The following is a 17,307-nucleotide window of genomic DNA, read 5'->3' on the forward strand; positions in this document are numbered from 1 at the left end:
ACATTGCATGGTTTTCATCCCATGGGCGTGTTTAAACAATCTTCTCGGGACTAAAGCCCCAACTACATGTAGCATGGAATTTATTCCATGGAGATGTTCAACCATCCGCTCGGGGCTAAAGCCCCGACTACAGTTTTTGTGTATTTCCCAAAATAAATTTTTAAGTCTTTTAAACCTTTTGTTTGCTTGTTGCGACTCAATTACCAAGCACAATCAAACACGAGAATCCTATGCTAAAAATTAATCGTTCCAAAATACTAACGTTGCTATCCGCTATCGCCTTATTAGCCAGTTTTAATATATCTGCTAAAAACATTAACCAAACTATAGATGTTACAAGCGGTGGAGACTTATATCTTCGCACTGATGTAGGGCGCTTGATAATTGATACTCATAGTCGTGATCAGGTTATTCTTGAAGTAGAAATCAAAGGTGATGACGCAGATAAATTTGAAGTAACTCAAGACACAAGCGGCAATAAAGTAACTATCTTAGGGAAAATGGAAAGCAATAAAAGATGGGGCTGGAATAGGGATATCAAAGCAGAGTTTAGATTAACGGTTCCGGAAGAGTTTAATTTGGAATTACACACCTCAGGTGGGTCTATCGAAATTGAAGATTTGAAAGGTAATGTTGATGCGCATACATCGGGCGGTCATATTGATGTCGGTAATATTACCGGTGACGTTGAACTAAAAACGTCAGGCGGATCGATTGAAACTAAAGAAATTCATGGTGAACTCGATGCGCATACCTCAGGTGGCAGTATCCGCGTAACTATGACCAAACAACCGAGCAAAGATGCAGAACTATCTACTTCAGGCGGTTCAATAACTGCCTATCTTCTCGATGATATTGAGATTGATATTGATGCCTCAACAAGCGGTGGCAGAGTACGCAGCGAATTTGACGTAGATGGAAAAATCAAAAAACAGTCTATTCGTGGGCAAATTAACGGCGGTGGACCAAGACTAGAATTACATACTAGTGGTGGCAGCGTTTCTATTAAAAAATTATAAATTCCTTCTAAAAAATACAATTCCGGGGCTTAAACCCCGGTTTTTTTTCAAAATTCTACCTATTTGTTCAAATATCCCATCCAATCTTTATCTCGCTACTAAAAACAAGTAAACCAGTTAGTTATTTTTTAATTAATAAGGACATAATTAGGTTTAGTCGCTAGCTCTGTAATCGCTAAAATAAGCCTTAGCGCAGGCTGATGGATCTATTAATGGTGGTCATGCATCTATTGCATACCCTGCAGCATTACTCGGAATTCATTATGTACATGAGGTTATGGCAAATTCTTTAATTAGCGAATACCTTAAAAAGTTAGTTCAAGAAGAAATTATTCCGACCTTAGACACGGTGCCTGGCGTTGACTTCAATCAATATTTTGATTTGATAGAATCGCGTTTTGCTAATCCAGAAGTACGAGATACAGTATCAAGATTAAGACAGGACGCGTCTAATCGTTTACCAAAATTTATCTTGCCGATAATTCAAGCCAATCTTCAGCAAGGAAATGATTGTAAGGGGCTCGCATTAGTCATTGCACTATGGTGTCGTCTTTGTGCCGCTGGTGGCGATCCCAATAGTGGTATTGTGATAGAAGATCAGCCATCTGCATTTTTGCAAATGAATGATATATTTGGGACACTTGGTGACAAAGAAGTGTTTGTTCAACATTTTTTAAATTGGTTGAAAATGCTTTGGGACGAAGGTACTTCTAGCACTCTAAAACAGTATTTGTATTAATTATTCAATGGATGGCAATAGCATGGCGTTACTGGATTCTTTACTCTCTCAAAATTCAATAGATTTAGTGATTTTTGATTGCGATGGAGTGTTGATAGATAGTGAAGTATTGAGTAAGCGGGTGTTGTTGTCCATGCTCGAGGATTTGGGAGTAAATATCACGGATGAATACTTTGATAATTACTTTCTAGGGCAAAATTATAAATCTGTTAAAGCCAAGGTTTTCGCAGATTATTCAGTGGCTTTATCTGATCAGTTTCGACAAGATTATTTAGACGCACTTTTACAGGTATTTGCAAAAGAATTAACTACTACAACAGATTTAAAGAAGATGTTAGCTCAACTGCAAACGCCTTGTTGTGTAGCTACTAGTAGTAGTCCACAAAGGGTTAAGTTTGCATTGCAAACCATAGGATTAACAGATTATTTTGGTGATCGCGTTTTCACTTCAACGGAAGTAAAAAATGGCAAACCAGCTCCTGATTTGTTCTTGCATGCCGCAGCGAAATTCAATGTTAAGCCTCAAAACTGCTTAGTTATTGAAGATTCTCAGGCTGGTATTCAGGGTGGGTTAGCAGCCAAGATGCAAGTCATCAAATACGCAGGTGCAAGTCATTTAAAGGACAAAGGCATATCGCAATTGGATGTTGCGAATAATATAAAAACCATTTTCGATTGGCAGCAGTTATTCGAACTGGTTCCTTCTTTAAATTCAGCTGAACAGGTCACGAGGTAACAATGGTTAAATTAACAAATGCTGAAATGCGAAAATTGGATGAGGCTGCCAGAGCTGGATGGTTATATTATGTTGCCGGGAATACGCAGGATGAAATCGCTAAAAAGCTGAATGTATCAAGACAATCTGCTCAGCGTATGGTGGCATTGTCGGTTAGTAAAGGACTGATTAAAGTTAGATTAGACCATCCAATTGCGAAATGTATGGATCTTAGCGTTAAACTCAAAGATCGATTTGGACTACATTCTTGTGAAGTTGTACCAAGTGATAAAGCTGAATCCACCTTAGGACTAGCACAAGCCGGTGCAAATGAAATAGAACGGCATCTTAAATACAGTGAACCTAAAGTGTTAGCCATTGGCACTGGACGCGTTCTGCGCGCTTGTGTAGACGAGTTATCATCAATGGATTGTGAGCAACACAAAATTGTTGCCTTACTGGGCAATATGGCACTCGATGGCTCAGCATCTGCTTACGATGTAGTCGTGAGAATGGCGGAGCATATTAAAGCCAAACACTATCCAATGCCGTTACCCGTTTTACCGCGTAGTAAAGAGGAAAAAGAACAGCTGCAATCCCAATACAATATTGCCTGTAATTTAAACTTAGCTGCTAATGCCGATGTGACCTTCGTTGGCGTGGGTAACCTAGGGGTTAATTCACCTCTATTGTTAGATGGTTTTATCACAAAAGAAGAATCTGAAGAGCTACAACAAAAAGGTGCAGTTGGCGAAATTATCAGTTGGGTATTTGACCGCAACGGTAAGTTATTAGACTGTGCTGTAAACGACAGAGTCGCGAGTACACCATTAGCAGTAGATTCTGACAAACCAGTTATCGCCATTGCCGCAGGTCAAGATAAGGTTGATGCGATACTAGGTGCGCTTAGGTCAAAGATGATTAATGGCCTAATTACCAATGAATTCACAGCAGAGAAATTACTCAGTTTAGATTGATAACTGTTTATTTCACCTGATTAGGCTGATAACCGCTACTTACATTCATAGCCTCGGGTGCCTGAGGAACTATCTCTTTGCGTCGGCTAGGGCCTGAAAATTTAACTTTGTAAGTATCGTATTCTTTAATTGATTCGAAACAATATTTACCTAACGCATTTTCTAGCTCAGCTAAGTTATGATTCGTGATCATGATGCAGTTTTTGTTATTAACCAAACGCTGGCGCAGTAAATTCCCTAACCAACTCTGGGTGTTCTTTTTGAGCATACTTTCATTCACACACACTTCATCAAGAATTAAAAGATCAACATCTAATAACTCTTTTTGAATTTCTCTAAACTGTTCAGCAACATTATCGGTAGCATTGTAGTCATAAGAAAAGAAGCGCATTTCTAATAAACTAGATAATTGACGATATAAAACAGAAATTTCATATTGGTCAATTAATTGATGGGCAATCGCACCAGCAATATGGGACTTTCCACGACCATAGTCACCGTAAAAAATCATCATATGTGAACCGCTTGAACGCCAACTAGGATCGTCATGGGCAGCAATAAAAGACTGCGCGATACTTACCGCTTCAATAACATCATCGCTATCTTCAACAAGGGTTTGAAAGGTCCATTTTGGATTTAAGTCAGAACGCCCGTGAATTTCCTGAATACGCCTTAGTTTCGATTCTTGTTGTAACTTCTTAACGTCTTCGTTGGCTAAGCGCTCGTATTGTGCTCGTGTTTCTTTGTAGTCAGTATAGGTGTCAGGCACATTAGATTTGCCCAATGCTTTCGCGAGTTGATCTATTTTTTGCTTAATACTGTCCACGTTTTTTGCTCTACTATGATTGTTTTTTTACTGTGCTATTTTTTACTATACTTAGCCACAAGTTGTTTAGCATTGTCGTCAGCTTCGACACCCGCCTTGGGCGTCACCCACTGATTTCCGACTTTCTGTACATTTTTAACGCCACTGGCTACTCGTTTTTGTTTAATTTGAAATACAAACTTTTGTGTCCACTGGTATTGACTAAATTGTAGCTCCGGGCGACCCATCCAATAGGCAATGAATTCGCCAAGTTCATTATGACTGTAATCTTTATCGATTATCCCGATTAATGAAGCCAAGTCTTCAAAAACGGTTTTGTGTGGCTTCCATGTTGCCGTCATTCCACTCCATTGTAAATGAAGGCTAGGGTAGTCGTCTTGTTTAATATTAATTAATGGTAAACGTACGCGTTGTTGATTAAAGCTTTTGTCCAAAGAAGCGTCTGGCTCTATCTCAATCAGCTGTAGCTTAACCAGTTCTTTTATTAACGCGTTAATTTGCCTACCTAAGGTAAATTCTTTGGTCTTACTATTTAAAAGCGCTATCAATTGTTTGTAATTGAGCGGGGCAGTAAGCCCTGTTTGTTCATCTGCTATAGGACGCAAGCCCAGCAAATAAAGCACTCTAGCTTCATTGCTGAGTTCTTGAGTAAGCGCTGCTTGTTCGGATGAATTCATGATTTTTAATTAACGTGATTGCAAAAATGCATTCAGCCATTCTACTGCAGGGTCTTCAGGAATTGGATGGTGTAGCACGTCTATGTGTAAAGGTTGGTGAAGTTGTTTTGCTCCGCACTTTTGCAATAATTGCTGCATTTTTTCAGCCCCATAACAATAGGTGTCATAACTACTATCGCCTAATCCAACGACTAGAAACTCGACATCATTAAGTTGTTGCGACTTAAGCTGTTTTGCAAAAGGTAGGATATTATCGGGAAGATCTCCTGCTCCATGGGTACTGGTACAAATTAACCACGTATTTTGTAATGATAGGGCTGTAAATTCGGGTTCTAAGTGAATGCTTGCGCTATCGCCATTGGCTTCCAACGTCTCTTTTAAGGCATCGGCGACATATTCACTTGCGCCTAACACTGTGCCAACAATGATTTCATAATTTGCCATAACTTAGCCCCTTATTTGCCAATACAAAATGAAGAAAAAATTCGCCCGAGTAAATCATCGGAACTAAATTCACCGGTAACTTCATTCAATGCTTGTTGAGTGAGACGCAATTCTTCGGCTAAAATTTCCCCTGCCATGTTTTCATGTAATTGTTGATGCCCGATCTCTAAATGCTCTGAAGCACGCTCAATGGCATCAATATGTCGACGTCTAGCGATAAATTGACCTTCAGCGTTTTGTTCAAAGCCCATACATTCTTTTAGGTGCTCGGCCAATGCGTCTACACCTTTATTCAAACTAGCCGAAAGACGAAACACGGGAGTGGTTCCATGCTGTTCGAAACCGATGCTTTCGCCGGATAAATCGACTTTGTTACGAACTAGAGTCAGCCCCATGTTTTTTGGCAATTTTTGCATAAACTCAGGCCAAATTTTGTAGGGATCGTTTTCTGTGCTGTCACAACTATCGAGCATGAATAATACTCTATCGGCTTTTTGTATTTCCTGCCAAGCGCGCTCAATGCCTATTTTTTCAACTCTATCGGAACTCTCGCGTAAACCAGCTGTGTCAATGATATGCAGTGGCATACCATCTAAGTGGATGTGTTCTTTGAGGACGTCACGCGTTGTGCCCGCTATTTCGGTTACAATGGCTGCGTCACGACCAGCGAGCGCATTGAGTAAACTTGATTTACCCGCATTGGGTTTACCGGCGATTACAACCTGCATGCCTTCTCTTAATAAACTGCCTTGTTTAGCCTGTTGTCTGACCTTTTGAATTTGTTCTATTATCTCAGTTAGGTCTTTAGCTACTTTTCCATCGGTTAGAAAATCAATCTCTTCATCAGGAAAATCGATAGCCGCTTCTACGTACATTCTAAGATGAATAACCCTTTCAACTAGTTGGTTGATCAGTGTTGAAAATTCGCCCTGTAACGAACGCATAGCGCTTTTGGCAGCCTGGATAGAACTTGCATCAATTAGATCTGCTATGGCTTCAGCTTGCGCTAGGTCGAGCTTATCATTCAAGAATGCACGTTCGCTGAATTCGCCTGGTCTTGCCATGCGTATCTTTGGAATCAACAATATGCGTTTAATCAATAGATCTAAAATGATTTGGCCGCCATGCCCCTGTAGTTCTAATACATCTTCGCCTGTAAAAGAATGAGGATTCTGAAAAAACAGCGCTATACCCTGATCTAGTATCTGCTGATGTTCGTCCATAAAAGGCATATATTCTGCTTTTCTGGGCGTTAAGGTTCTCCCCAGAACTTCTGTTGCGACGGTTTTCGCTAGTGGTCCTGAAACGCGAACGATGCCAACACCACCTCGACCTGGCGCGGTAGCTTGAGCAACAATAGTGTCATGCTGTGCTTGCAAAAGAATTACCGACCTTAATTAATCGCGGAAGTTATTAAATTGTAAGGGTTGACCCATATCTTCGGCTTTTAGCAATGCCATCACCGCTTGTAAATCGTCACGCTTTTTACCGTTAACACGCAACTGATCACCTTGAATGCTGGCTTGAACTTTCATTTTGTTATCTTTGATTAACTTAACAATTTTCTTTGCAATAGGTTGTTCAATACCTTGTTTAAATTTAATGCTTCGACGATGGGTTTTGCCACTTCTCACAGTATCTTGTGGATCCATCGCATTGGTATCCAAATTGCGTTTGGAGCAGGCATTACGCAGCATATCGGTTAACTGCTGTAATTGAAATTCACCTTCGGCCGTCAAAACTACAGATTCATCTTTAAATTCTATGGAAGCTTCAACACCACGAAAATCAAAGCGTGTGCTGAGTTCCCGATTAGCGTTATCTACTGCATTGCGTACTTCGTTCATTTCAATTTCTGAAACAATGTCAAAAGAAGGCATTTGTTACTCCTATATGTGTAATATGGCTATATTGTAAACCCGTAAACTTAGACAAAAAAGCCCGCAGAGGCGGGCTTTCCAATTAAACTTAGTGCCAACTAAGAATTATTTTGCTTTTAGTCCACGTTTTTCCATAGACGCATAAATTATCTTAGCTTGTATTAGCGTAATGACGTTACTGATTAACCAGTATAAAACCAATCCAGCTGGGAAGATGAAGAAGAATAAACTCATTGCCACAGGCATCCATTGCATAATTTTTTGTTGCATAGGATCTTGAATGGTCATGGGTTGTAGTTTCTGTAACAGATACATACTTAACCCAGTTAATACAGGCAGTACAAAGTAAGGGTCTTTCACCGATAAATCCGTGATCCAGAAGATAAAATCAGCGTGTCTTAATTCGACACTTTCTAATAGTACCCAATAAAGCGCTAGGAAAATGGGCATTTGCAGTAAAAGAGGGAAACAGCCACCCATTGGGTTTACTTTTTCTTTTTTGTACATCTCCATCATGGCTTGTGACATTTTTTGTCTGTCATCACCATGACGCTCTTTTAGTTGCGCCATTTTTGGAGCCAAATTACGCATTTTGGCCATGGATTCATATTGTTTCTTGGTCAATGGATACATTGCGCCTTTAACAATAATGGTAATTACTACAATGGCTAATCCCCAGTTGATTACGATACTTTGAATAAATTGAAGTAATGCAAACAAAGGTTGAGATATCCACCACAGAACACCGTAATCAACGGTTAGATCTAGTCCTCTGGCTAATTTTGCCAATGAATCTTGATCTTTAGGGCCCATGTATAGGTTGCTGGTAATGGTTGCAGTTTCACCCGGGGCAACATCTACAGGTGCACCTTTAAAGCCGATAGCGGCATAGCGTGATTGAACTACAGAGGTGTATAGCTGGTTAGTGTCTTCTTGCGGTGGAACCCAAGCCGATACGAAGTAGTGCTCAAGCATGCCAGCCCAGCCACCGACAGTGGTTTTGTTTAGTTTCTCATCTTCCATATCATCAAATGAGAATTTTGAATAACGGTCTTCTTCGGTTGAAAATGCGCCACCGCGATAGGTAGGCATAAACATGCTGCTTTCTTCGCCTTCAATGGCTTGTTTTAATTGACCATATTGTTGGTATTGTTTCGGCTGTGAACTGCCATTGGCAATTTCGTATTCTACTTTTACATTATGCTGTCCAGGTGTAAAAACGAAACGTTTGGTAATTGCTACACCATCAGCTGACGTCCATTTAAGAGGAACGACCAACTCTTGGTTTTGCATTTCGTATTCTTGTTGTTCGACAACATATGCTGGACGACCTTTACGAGTGTCTATTGCGTCTCTACCAACTAAGCCACTTTGTGCAATGTAAAGTGTGTTAGCGTCTGGACGTAACAGGCTATAAGAGTCATCTGAACCTTGTGTAACTGGGAACTTGCGCAAATTCGCTGAAACAACGTCACCGCCACGAGTATCAATCAATACGTCTAGTGTATCTGATACAACATGAATAACAGTGTTAGCCTGTTTGTTTACAGGATTAACTTCTTCAACAATTGATGATTCTGGTACGTCGCCACTATCCTGAGCTCTTATTGAAGGAGGCAAATCAGCGCTGGGAGTGGATAAAGGAGCGGGGTCAACAATTTGGGCAGGTTTAACTGGCTGTGGGCCATAGTCTTTTTGCCATTCTTGCCATAATAGAAAACTGACCAATGCTAGGCCAATTATCAAAAAACTGCGTTGGGATTCCATATGATACTCTTTAACTACATGTTCAATTTTGCGGAGGATTAACACCGCTTTTAGCTTTCCACAAACAAACTAGTCTGCTTGTGAACGTATTTATTACATCTAATTTTTTTTCAGGGCGAAATAGTATAGGCAAATGGAGCAAATGATAAGTTCATTCGTGTTTTTTTGCCTTATTTTCTGGCACATGGTCAATACCACCTGGATGAAGTGGATGACATTTGCTTATTCTCTTAATTGTTAGCCAACTTCCGACCCAAAATCCGCGTTTTGTAATTGCTTCTACTCCATACTGAGAACAAGATGGATGAAAGCGACAATTCTGTCCCAGCATGGGAGAAATCCAACGTTGATATTGTTTTATCAGCCAGACTGGGATTGCGCGCAGCGGTTTGCGAGCTTTTTCCATAATTTTCCTAACAACAAGGTTATTTGTTGATTCGTCATTGTGTCTAAACCACTTTTACCAACAACCACTATATCAGTGTTTGGTAACTGTTGTTGATGCAGACGAAAACTTTCTCTGATAAGACGTTTAATGCGATTTCTATCGTGGGCTTTTTTAACCCGTTTTTTGGATATAGTTATCCCTAGACGTGGATGTTCTAGCTGATTAAAACGACCTAATACAGTAAGTTGAGGTGAAACAGAGGGAATTGCTTTTTGAAATACTTTTTCAAAGTGAGTGGGAGTTAAAAGTCTTAGCTCCCGAGAAAACGAATTTTCACTCACTTTGAGAAATTAGGCTGATAAACGAGCACGGCCTTTAGCACGACGATTAGCAAGGACTTTACGTCCATTCTTTGTCGCCATACGGGCACGAAAACCGTGTGAACGCTTACGCTTTAAGTTACTTGGTTGAAATGTTCTTTTCATGACCTAGTCCCGATACATAAAGGTTAAAACAAAATGAACATCAATAGACGTTAAACCATTGCGCTCAAAAAGGACGCTGAATTCTAGAGATCATTATAGCGCTTGTCAATCTATGATCGCCCAGATCATGAAAATAATTGCTTATAAATAAATGATCAAATGGTTAGCTGTTGATAAGTTAATAATAGTTGACAATGTTATCCACAATAGTGTTGTTAATTTGCTGTAAAGTGCGCATTTAATAGGCAATTTTTATCCACTCAATATTATTACAAAAGTAAGGTTATATGCAGTTTGTTTTTCATAATATAATAAAATAACACTATAAAACAATTAGTTAACCTTGTTTTGTTAGAGTCTTTGGAATTTATATTAAAATCAGTATTGCACTTGGTAGTAGGTTTGCGAGATAATTCACAACCCCCAACAGAAAGGGGCTGGAATAAGAGCAATAATTGGACAATACCCTTTCGGCGTGTGCTTTCAATTATCAAATGATTTTAACTTTTAGCGGGCTGTAAACGGCCTCGTGACGGACTTCTTTTAATGTCTTTATGGAATAGATGCCTAGATCGACTTCAGCACGATCTTTCTACACAAGAGTTTAGTATGTGGATAAGACCGCTTAAAGTTGCGGAAGATAATCTTTATGTCACGTTGTCAGCACCAAATAGATTTGTACTTGATTGGGTCCGCGATAAATACCACAGCCGTATTACGCAATTATTAGAAGAGTTCTGCGGTTCTGATGCACCTAATTTGTTATTAGAGGTGACTGCTAGACAAACGAGTGCGTTTTCAGGTAATAGCGCAAACGTAAATGGTGCTGTTGGAAATCCTGTTACCAATAACCATGAAGCAAAAGCAAGTAGTTCAGAATTAAAAGATGCCAATACTGATAACATAAGTATTCGACCCGCATCTCACTTCTCTTCTGAGCAAAAATCGAATAGTGCCAACAATTCCATTCAATCGCATAAAAGTAATATTAATGTCACTTACAAATTCGATAATTTTGTAGAAGGTAAATCTAACCAATTAGCTCGAGCTGCAGCTACACAAGTGGCGAATAACCCAGGTGGGGCTTATAACCCACTTTTTATCTACGGTGGTACAGGGTTGGGTAAGACCCATTTATTACACGCTGTAGGAAATGGCATTATTGAAAAGAAGAAAAATGCCACGGTGGTTTATATGCATTCTGAGCGTTTTGTGCAAGATATGGTAAAAGCACTACAGAATAATGCGATTGAAGCATTTAAACGTTACTACCGTTCTGTTGATGCATTGCTAATTGATGATATCCAATTTTTTGCTAATAAAGAGCGTTCTCAGGAAGAGTTTTTTCATACCTTTAATGCACTGTTAGAAGGTAATCAACAAATCATCTTAACATCAGACCGCTACCCTAAAGAGATTGATGGAGTAGAAGATAGGTTAAAGTCGCGTTTTGGTTGGGGATTAACGATTGCAATAGAACCGCCAGAGTTGGAAACGAGAGTGGCGATTCTGAATCGTAAAGCATTAGAGAACAAAATTAATTTACCTGACGAGGTAGCATTTTTTATCGCAAAACGATTACGTTCTAATGTGCGTGAGCTTGAAGGTGCGTTGAACAGAGTCATTGCGAATGCCAATTTTACCGGTCGCGCCATTACCATTGATTTTGTCCGTGAAGCTTTGCGCGATTTGTTAGCTTTACAGGAAAAGTTAGTTACGATTGATAATATTCAAAAGACTGTCGCTGAATATTATAAAATTAAGATTGCTGATATTTTGTCGAAAAGGCGGAGTAGAAGTGTTGCCAGACCTCGCCAAGTGGCTATGGCTTTGGCTAAAGAATTAACCAATCATAGTTTGCCAGAAATTGGTGACGCTTTTGGTGGAAGAGATCATACAACTGTTTTGCATGCATGCAGAAAAATAGTACAGCTAAGAGACGAAAGTCATGATATAAAAGAAGACTATCAAAACCTGATTCGCACACTTTCTTCTTAAAATAAAAAAAGAGTTTATAAATGAAATTCACCATCAGCCGGGAAAATTTTCTTCAACCTCTTCAATTAGTCTCTGGTGCTGTTGAGAGACGACATACTTTACCTATTTTATCCAATGTCTTGATCAAAGTTAGTGAGAGTTCACTCTGGCTGACGGGTACGGATCTTGAAGTCGAACTTATTTCTAATGTCACATTAACGGGTGAATTCGAAGAAGGTGAGATTACCGTTCCAGCCAAAAAACTTTTTGATATTTGTCGCGGACTCGGTGATGAAAGTGAAATTAAATTCGAAGTAGATGGCAATAAAGCGCTTATACGTTCAGGACGCAGTCGCTATTCTTTATCTACACTTTCAGCCAGTGACTATCCGAATTTAGAAGATTGGGAAGGGGAAACTGAGTTCGAAATTTCTCAAGCGGATTTAAAACACTTAATCGAAAGTACTCAGTTTTCCATGGCACAACAAGATGTCCGTTATTATTTAAACGGGATGAGTTTAGAAACGGAAGAAAATATCATTCGTACAGTAGCGACAGATGGTCATAGACTCGCTTTGTGTAGACTCAAATATACGGCCTCAGCTCTTCCTAGTCGACAGGTAATAATTCCTCGTAAAGGTGTACTCGAAATCAGTCGCTTGATTGAAGCAAATGACAACCTAGTAAAAATCCAACTAGGTTCAAACCATATTAGAATTTTTTCAACTGACTTTATTTTTACGAGTAAGTTAGTGGATGGACGTTTTCCTGATTATCGTCGTGTGTTACCTAAAGATGGCGATAAGGTAATTGAAGCTAGTAAAGATCTTTTAAAACATGCGTTTTCTCGTGCGTCTATTTTATCAAATGAAAAGTTCCGAGGCGTACGTTTAAATCTTTCTCAAAATGAACTAAAAATCACAGCGAATAATCCTGAGCAAGAAGAAGCAGAAGAGATTGTTGATGTGTCATATGAGGGAGAAGGGGAATTAGAGATTGGTTTTAACGTCGCGTATCTTATTGACGTGTTTAATGCATTGGGTTCTGAAAACGTTAAAATTTCTCTAGCTGATTCTAACAGTAGTGCGTTGATTGAAGACGCTGCAGATGATTCTGCATTGTATGTAATTATGCCGATGAGACTTTAGAACGTATTAAAGGAATCCTCAGTTTATGAAGCTGGACAAAGTCCAGATTCAACATTTTCGAAATTTGCAAAATGTTGATATTTCACCTTCCTCTAGTTTGAATTTTATTTTCGGTCAAAATGGTAGTGGGAAGTCTTCGTTTTTAGAAGCTCTCCATTACCTAGGTTTTGGCCGTTCGTTTAGAACACTAAAACATAAAAATGTTATCCAGTACGAGAAAGATGGCTTTAGTATTTTTTGTGTCGCGTCAGATAATCAAAAATCTCTTAAGTTAGGCATGGCTAGAAAGACTGATGATTCTTTGTTAGTTAGCGTAAATGGTAACAAATCAAATAAGATGTCTGAATTGGTAAGTCATGTACCTATTCAGATATTTACCCCTCAGAGTTCAGATTTAATTTTAGGCAGTCCGTCTTTAAGGCGAAGGTTTTTAGATTGGGGATTGTTTCACGTGGAACCTTCATTCATTCAAACATCCCAAGAATTCCAAAAATTAGTGAAACAGAAGAATGCTTTGCTTAGAAAATATCAGCAGGGAACTAACGTTGAATATAACACTCAGATGCAATTCTGGGACAAACAAATAGTAAAGACAGGAAACCACCTTACGAATTTGAGAAAAGGCTATCTAGATAGCATTTTGGAGCATATAAATAGCAATTTAATGCAATTTCTACCTGAGTTTTTGGTAGAAATCTCGTATCATAGGGGTTGGGAAAAAGACTCTAGTCTAGAAGAGTCAATGTTAAAAAAATACGAAAGAGATTGTCGAAACGGTTACTTGAGTGTTGGGCCACATAAAGCGGATTTAAAATTAAAGTGTAAGGGAGTTGATGTTTCTGAAACCTTATCACGTGGACAATTAAGAATGTTAGTCGCAGCACTTCAACTTGCCCAGATACAACATCTATCAGGTAAAACGCAAAAGTCTTGTGTGTTCTTGTTAGATGATGTGGGTGCCGAATTAGATGAAACAAAACGAGAATCTTTTATTGATAGATTGTTAGAAAACGAAACACAACTTTTTATATCCGCAATTGAAAAGTCTCAATTGTTGTTTATAGAGAAATACAAAAACAAGAAAATGTTTCACGTGGAACATGGCCATATGAGAGAGGAGAACTAATCAAATGGCAGGAGAGAATAACTACGATTCGTCGAGTATTAAAGTACTTAAAGGATTGGACGCAGTAAGAAAAAGACCCGGTATGTATATCGGTGATACGGATGACGGTACCGGCCTTCATCACATGGTATTTGAGGTGGTTGATAATTCCATTGATGAAGCTTTAGCTGGTCATTGTTCAGAAATAAACGTAAAAATTCATACTGATGGTTCTGTCTCTGTATCAGATGATGGTCGTGGTATTCCTACAGAAATACATGAAGAAGAGGGAGTGTCGGCAGCTGAAGTTATCATGACAGTTCTTCATGCGGGAGGAAAGTTTGATGACAACTCTTATAAAGTTTCAGGTGGATTGCACGGAGTAGGTGTTTCAGTAGTTAACGCTTTATCTAAAAAGCTACAACTGAAAATACGTCGTCAAGGCAAAGTGTATGAACAAGAATACGTTCATGGTGTGCCACAAGAACCGCTAAAAGCAGTGGGAGAATCCGAGACTAACGGTACCACAATTCGATTCTGGCCTAGTGAAGAAACGTTTACTGATGTCGAGTACCACTATGATATTTTAGCGAAAAGATTAAGGGAACTAAGCTTCCTTAACTCTGGTGTATCAATCATCCTAACCGACGACAGAGATGCTAAAAAAGACCACTTTAAATATGACGGTGGGATACAAGCTTTCGTAGAATATCTTAACCGTGCAAAAACAGCAGTTCATTCAAAAATATTCAACTTCACCACTGAGCGCGAAGACGGAATTTCCGTTGAAGTTGCAATGCAGTGGAATGACAGTTTTAACGAAAATGTATTTTGTTTTACCAACAATATTCCACAAAGAGATGGCGGAAGCCACCTAGCAGGTTTTCGTGCTGCGCTGACTCGTACACTAAATAACTATATGGAAAAAGAAGGTCTAAACAAAAAGGCTAAGACCAACGCAAGTGGTGATGATGCTCGAGAAGGGTTAACTGCAGTTATTTCTGTAAAAGTGCCTGATCCAAAATTCTCCTCTCAAACTAAAGACAAACTCGTTTCTTCGGAAGTTAAGCCTGCGGTTGAAACGGCTATGGGTGAAGCTCTTACTGATTTCTTATTAGAAAATCCGACGGAAAGTAAAATTATCGTTGGCAAAATTATCGATGCAGCTAGAGCTAGAGAAGCAGCGCGTAAAGCGAGAGAAATGACTCGTCGAAAAGGGGCATTAGATTTAGCTGGCTTACCAGGTAAATTAGCAGACTGTCAGGAAAAAGATCCAGCTAACTCTGAACTCTACATAGTGGAGGGTGATTCGGCAGGTGGTTCAGCTAAGCAAGGTCGTAACCGTAAGAACCAAGCAATACTGCCTTTAAAAGGTAAAATATTAAACGTTGAAAAAGCACGTTTCGACAAAATGCTATCTTCGCAAGAAGTTGCAACGTTAATAACTGCACTAGGCTGCGGTATCGGTCGTGATGAGTATGATCCTGAAAAGCTTCGTTATCACAAAATTATAATCATGACCGATGCTGATGTGGATGGAAGCCATATCCGAACGCTGCTTTTAACTTTCTTTTATCGTCAAATGCCAGAGATATTAGAACGCGGTTACATCTATATTGCACAACCTCCTTTGTATAAAGCGAAGAAGGGGAAACAAGAGCAATACTTAAAAGACGATGATGCGTTAACAAATTATCTAACCTCTATAGCATTAGATGATGCTTCTATTCATGTTAATTCTGAAGCTCCTGGTATTTCAGGTGTCGCTTTAGAAAACTTAGTTAAGCAATATCATGTTGCGGTTAAAATGATTAACAGAATAAGCCGATTATATCCTAAGGTTCTTATTAACCAATTGATTTATAGCGATATTTTAGAAGTTTCTGATATGTCAAATACAGATAAGTTGGAAGCTTTTGGTAAAACTTTTGTCGAGTATCTGACAGATGTAGAATCTGATGGTGCGACTTACAGATTTAGTATTAAAGACGACGTTGAACGCAGTAGTCACTATATTTCGATTATTCTGCGTCAGCACGGTATTGATACTGAATACAAGTTTGACCATGACTTTGTTGATTCTACTGAATACGCGAAAATTAAAGAGCTTAATAAAGCTATTAACGGCATCATGGAAGAAGGCGCTTATGTTAAGCGTGGTGAAAAAACGAAACCTGTTGACGATTTCGTGAGTGCTCTAGAATGGTTAATGTCAGAATCTAAACGTGGTCAATATATACAACGTTACAAAGGATTGGGCGAAATGAATCCTGGTCAACTATGGGAAACTACAATGGACCCTGCTAATCGTCGTATGCTTCAAGTTACGATTGAAGATGCAATCGGTGCAGACTTATTGTTTACCACCTTAATGGGTGACCAAGTTGAGCCAAGAAGAAACTTCATCGAAGAAAATGCACTGCGAGTTGCAAACTTAGACGTTTAGTCACTCAGTATTTTCAATGACAAAACAAACCCCGAACGTTGAATAACGTGCGGGGTTTTTTATTGCCTATCACATACTGAAACTGAATTTTTAAGGAAATAGACTTCAGTCTAGTTCGCACGAATTAAGAAGAAAATTCAGATAAACTAACTAAAGGCTAGATCATCGGTTAAAAAATAATAAGGCTGAAAAACTAAGATAGGGGATAGGGAAGAAATTAGATAAATTACCCACCAGTAGCCGATTGCTCCCGATGGGTGATTTAGAATTTAACTGGATTTTTCTATATAAACGACTGGTAATTGTTCATTAGTGAAGTCAATGAAGAAGTCATAGGCTCCAGTTTCTTGCGGTGTAAACTGAAAATTACCGCCAGGGTTTTCACAAGACGATCTTGCGGTTTTCCCCACAGTTAACACTTTCCCAGCGGTTCCCGTTGCGCTACCACAATCATATCCCGGCGCATAACTTTGGTCTGCAAATTTGAAATCGTAGGGTTGACCATCAGCGATTAACTTAACCGTGGCTTTGTATAGTTTCCCATTCACTTTCTCAATGCGGTAATTTTCGTCAGCTTCCCACCAAGTAAAAACTCCGCGTAAATAAAAGCTCTGGTAATCCTTTTCCATGATTTGCTCAACAAATGTGGTCGAGCAACCAGACATAACTATGCTGATTAAAAAAATGAAGGTGAATCTGCTTTTCATATTAATA

At 39.1% G+C, this 17,307-nt stretch carries 18 protein-coding genes; 8 read left to right on the top strand and 10 right to left on the bottom strand.

Translation table 11 applies throughout. The features are described from left to right. Nucleotides 1–230: 230 nt before the first annotated feature. From GLIP_RS00090 to GLIP_RS00105, 4 genes are all read left to right on the top strand, one after another. Nucleotides 231–1,019: a DUF4097 family beta strand repeat-containing protein gene (locus tag GLIP_RS00090; protein ID WP_008842492.1), complete on the top strand. Its 789-nt coding sequence runs from the start codon at nt 231–233 to the stop codon at nt 1,017–1,019. A gap of 208 nt (nt 1,020–1,227) precedes the next feature. Continuing rightward, on the top strand, nt 1,228–1,758 hold the full coding sequence (locus GLIP_RS00095; protein WP_083880036.1) for a mannitol dehydrogenase family protein: 531 nt from the start codon (nt 1,228–1,230) through the stop codon (nt 1,756–1,758). Between the two features lie 22 nt (nt 1,759–1,780). Beyond that, on the top strand, nt 1,781–2,494 hold the full coding sequence (locus GLIP_RS00100) for an HAD family hydrolase (protein WP_008842494.1): 714 nt from the start codon (nt 1,781–1,783) through the stop codon (nt 2,492–2,494). Between the two features lie 2 nt (nt 2,495–2,496). Beyond that, nucleotides 2,497–3,450: a sugar-binding transcriptional regulator gene (locus tag GLIP_RS00105; RefSeq protein WP_008842495.1), complete on the top strand. Its 954-nt coding sequence runs from the start codon at nt 2,497–2,499 to the stop codon at nt 3,448–3,450. Between the two features lie 7 nt (nt 3,451–3,457). Here the strand turns inward: GLIP_RS00105 and GLIP_RS00110 are convergent, their stop codons facing one another. The 9 genes from GLIP_RS00110 to rpmH form a co-directional block, all read right to left on the bottom strand. Continuing rightward, nucleotides 3,458–4,276, bottom strand: coding sequence for a DnaA ATPase domain-containing protein (locus GLIP_RS00110; protein WP_008842496.1), 819 nt, complete (start codon nt 4,274–4,276; stop codon nt 3,458–3,460). Between the two features lie 35 nt (nt 4,277–4,311). After that, complete coding sequence (locus GLIP_RS00115) at nt 4,312–4,953, bottom strand: DnaT-like ssDNA-binding domain-containing protein (RefSeq protein ID WP_008842497.1); 642 nt, start codon at nt 4,951–4,953, stop codon at nt 4,312–4,314. A 9-nt stretch (nt 4,954–4,962) separates the two neighbouring features. After that, complete coding sequence (gene mioC, locus GLIP_RS00120; RefSeq protein ID WP_008842498.1) at nt 4,963–5,397, bottom strand: FMN-binding protein MioC; 435 nt, start codon at nt 5,395–5,397, stop codon at nt 4,963–4,965. 11 nt (nt 5,398–5,408) lie between these two features. Further along, nucleotides 5,409–6,776, bottom strand: coding sequence for a tRNA uridine-5-carboxymethylaminomethyl(34) synthesis GTPase MnmE (mnmE, locus tag GLIP_RS00125; protein WP_008842499.1), 1,368 nt, complete (start codon nt 6,774–6,776; stop codon nt 5,409–5,411). An 18-nt stretch (nt 6,777–6,794) separates the two neighbouring features. Beyond that, nucleotides 6,795–7,277, bottom strand: coding sequence for a YajQ family cyclic di-GMP-binding protein (locus GLIP_RS00130; RefSeq protein WP_008842500.1), 483 nt, complete (start codon nt 7,275–7,277; stop codon nt 6,795–6,797). A 105-nt stretch (nt 7,278–7,382) separates the two neighbouring features. Continuing rightward, the gene (gene yidC / locus GLIP_RS00135; RefSeq protein ID WP_008842501.1) at nt 7,383–9,044 is read right to left on the bottom strand and encodes a membrane protein insertase YidC; all 1,662 of its coding nucleotides are present in this window, start codon (nt 9,042–9,044) and stop codon (nt 7,383–7,385) included. Between the two features lie 151 nt (nt 9,045–9,195). Then, nucleotides 9,196–9,450, bottom strand: a complete 255-nt coding sequence (yidD, locus tag GLIP_RS21590) for a membrane protein insertion efficiency factor YidD (protein ID WP_008842502.1) — start codon at nt 9,448–9,450, stop codon at nt 9,196–9,198. Next, the gene (rnpA, locus tag GLIP_RS00140) at nt 9,405–9,773 is read right to left on the bottom strand and encodes a ribonuclease P protein component (RefSeq protein ID WP_008842503.1); all 369 of its coding nucleotides are present in this window, start codon (nt 9,771–9,773) and stop codon (nt 9,405–9,407) included. The genes yidD and rnpA overlap by 46 nt, the downstream gene beginning before the upstream one ends. 9 nt (nt 9,774–9,782) lie before the next feature. Beyond that, the gene (gene rpmH / locus GLIP_RS21595; RefSeq protein WP_008842504.1) at nt 9,783–9,917 is read right to left on the bottom strand and encodes a 50S ribosomal protein L34; all 135 of its coding nucleotides are present in this window, start codon (nt 9,915–9,917) and stop codon (nt 9,783–9,785) included. Between the two features lie 546 nt (nt 9,918–10,463). On the opposite strand from rpmH, the gene dnaA reads away from it, so the two are divergent. The 4 genes from dnaA to gyrB are packed head-to-tail and all read left to right on the top strand — an operon-like array spanning nt 10,464 to nt 16,593. Next, nucleotides 10,464–11,915 carry a chromosomal replication initiator protein DnaA gene (gene dnaA / locus GLIP_RS00145; RefSeq protein WP_040521468.1) on the top strand — a complete coding sequence of 484 codons (1,452 nt, stop codon included), beginning with the start codon at nt 10,464–10,466 and terminating at the stop codon, nt 11,913–11,915. 20 nt (nt 11,916–11,935) lie between these two features. Beyond that, complete coding sequence (gene dnaN, locus GLIP_RS00150; protein WP_008842506.1) at nt 11,936–13,042, top strand: DNA polymerase III subunit beta; 1,107 nt, start codon at nt 11,936–11,938, stop codon at nt 13,040–13,042. A gap of 25 nt (nt 13,043–13,067) precedes the next feature. Continuing rightward, nucleotides 13,068–14,168, top strand: a complete 1,101-nt coding sequence (gene recF, locus GLIP_RS00155) for a DNA replication/repair protein RecF (RefSeq protein WP_008842507.1) — start codon at nt 13,068–13,070, stop codon at nt 14,166–14,168. A gap of 4 nt (nt 14,169–14,172) precedes the next feature. Next, a complete protein-coding gene (gyrB, locus tag GLIP_RS00160) occupies nt 14,173–16,593 on the top strand; it encodes a DNA topoisomerase (ATP-hydrolyzing) subunit B (protein ID WP_008842508.1) in 2,421 nt (806 codons plus the stop codon). A gap of 269 nt (nt 16,594–16,862) precedes the next feature. Here gyrB and GLIP_RS00165 read toward each other — a convergent pair whose 3' ends face one another. Next, the gene (locus GLIP_RS00165; RefSeq protein ID WP_040521471.1) at nt 16,863–17,300 is read right to left on the bottom strand and encodes a hypothetical protein; all 438 of its coding nucleotides are present in this window, start codon (nt 17,298–17,300) and stop codon (nt 16,863–16,865) included. Between the last annotated feature and the right edge of the window lie 7 nt (nt 17,301–17,307).

Source organism: Aliiglaciecola lipolytica E3 (assembly GCF_000314975.1).
In the GTDB taxonomy this organism is placed as follows: Bacteria; Pseudomonadota; Gammaproteobacteria; order Enterobacterales; family Alteromonadaceae; genus Aliiglaciecola; species Aliiglaciecola lipolytica.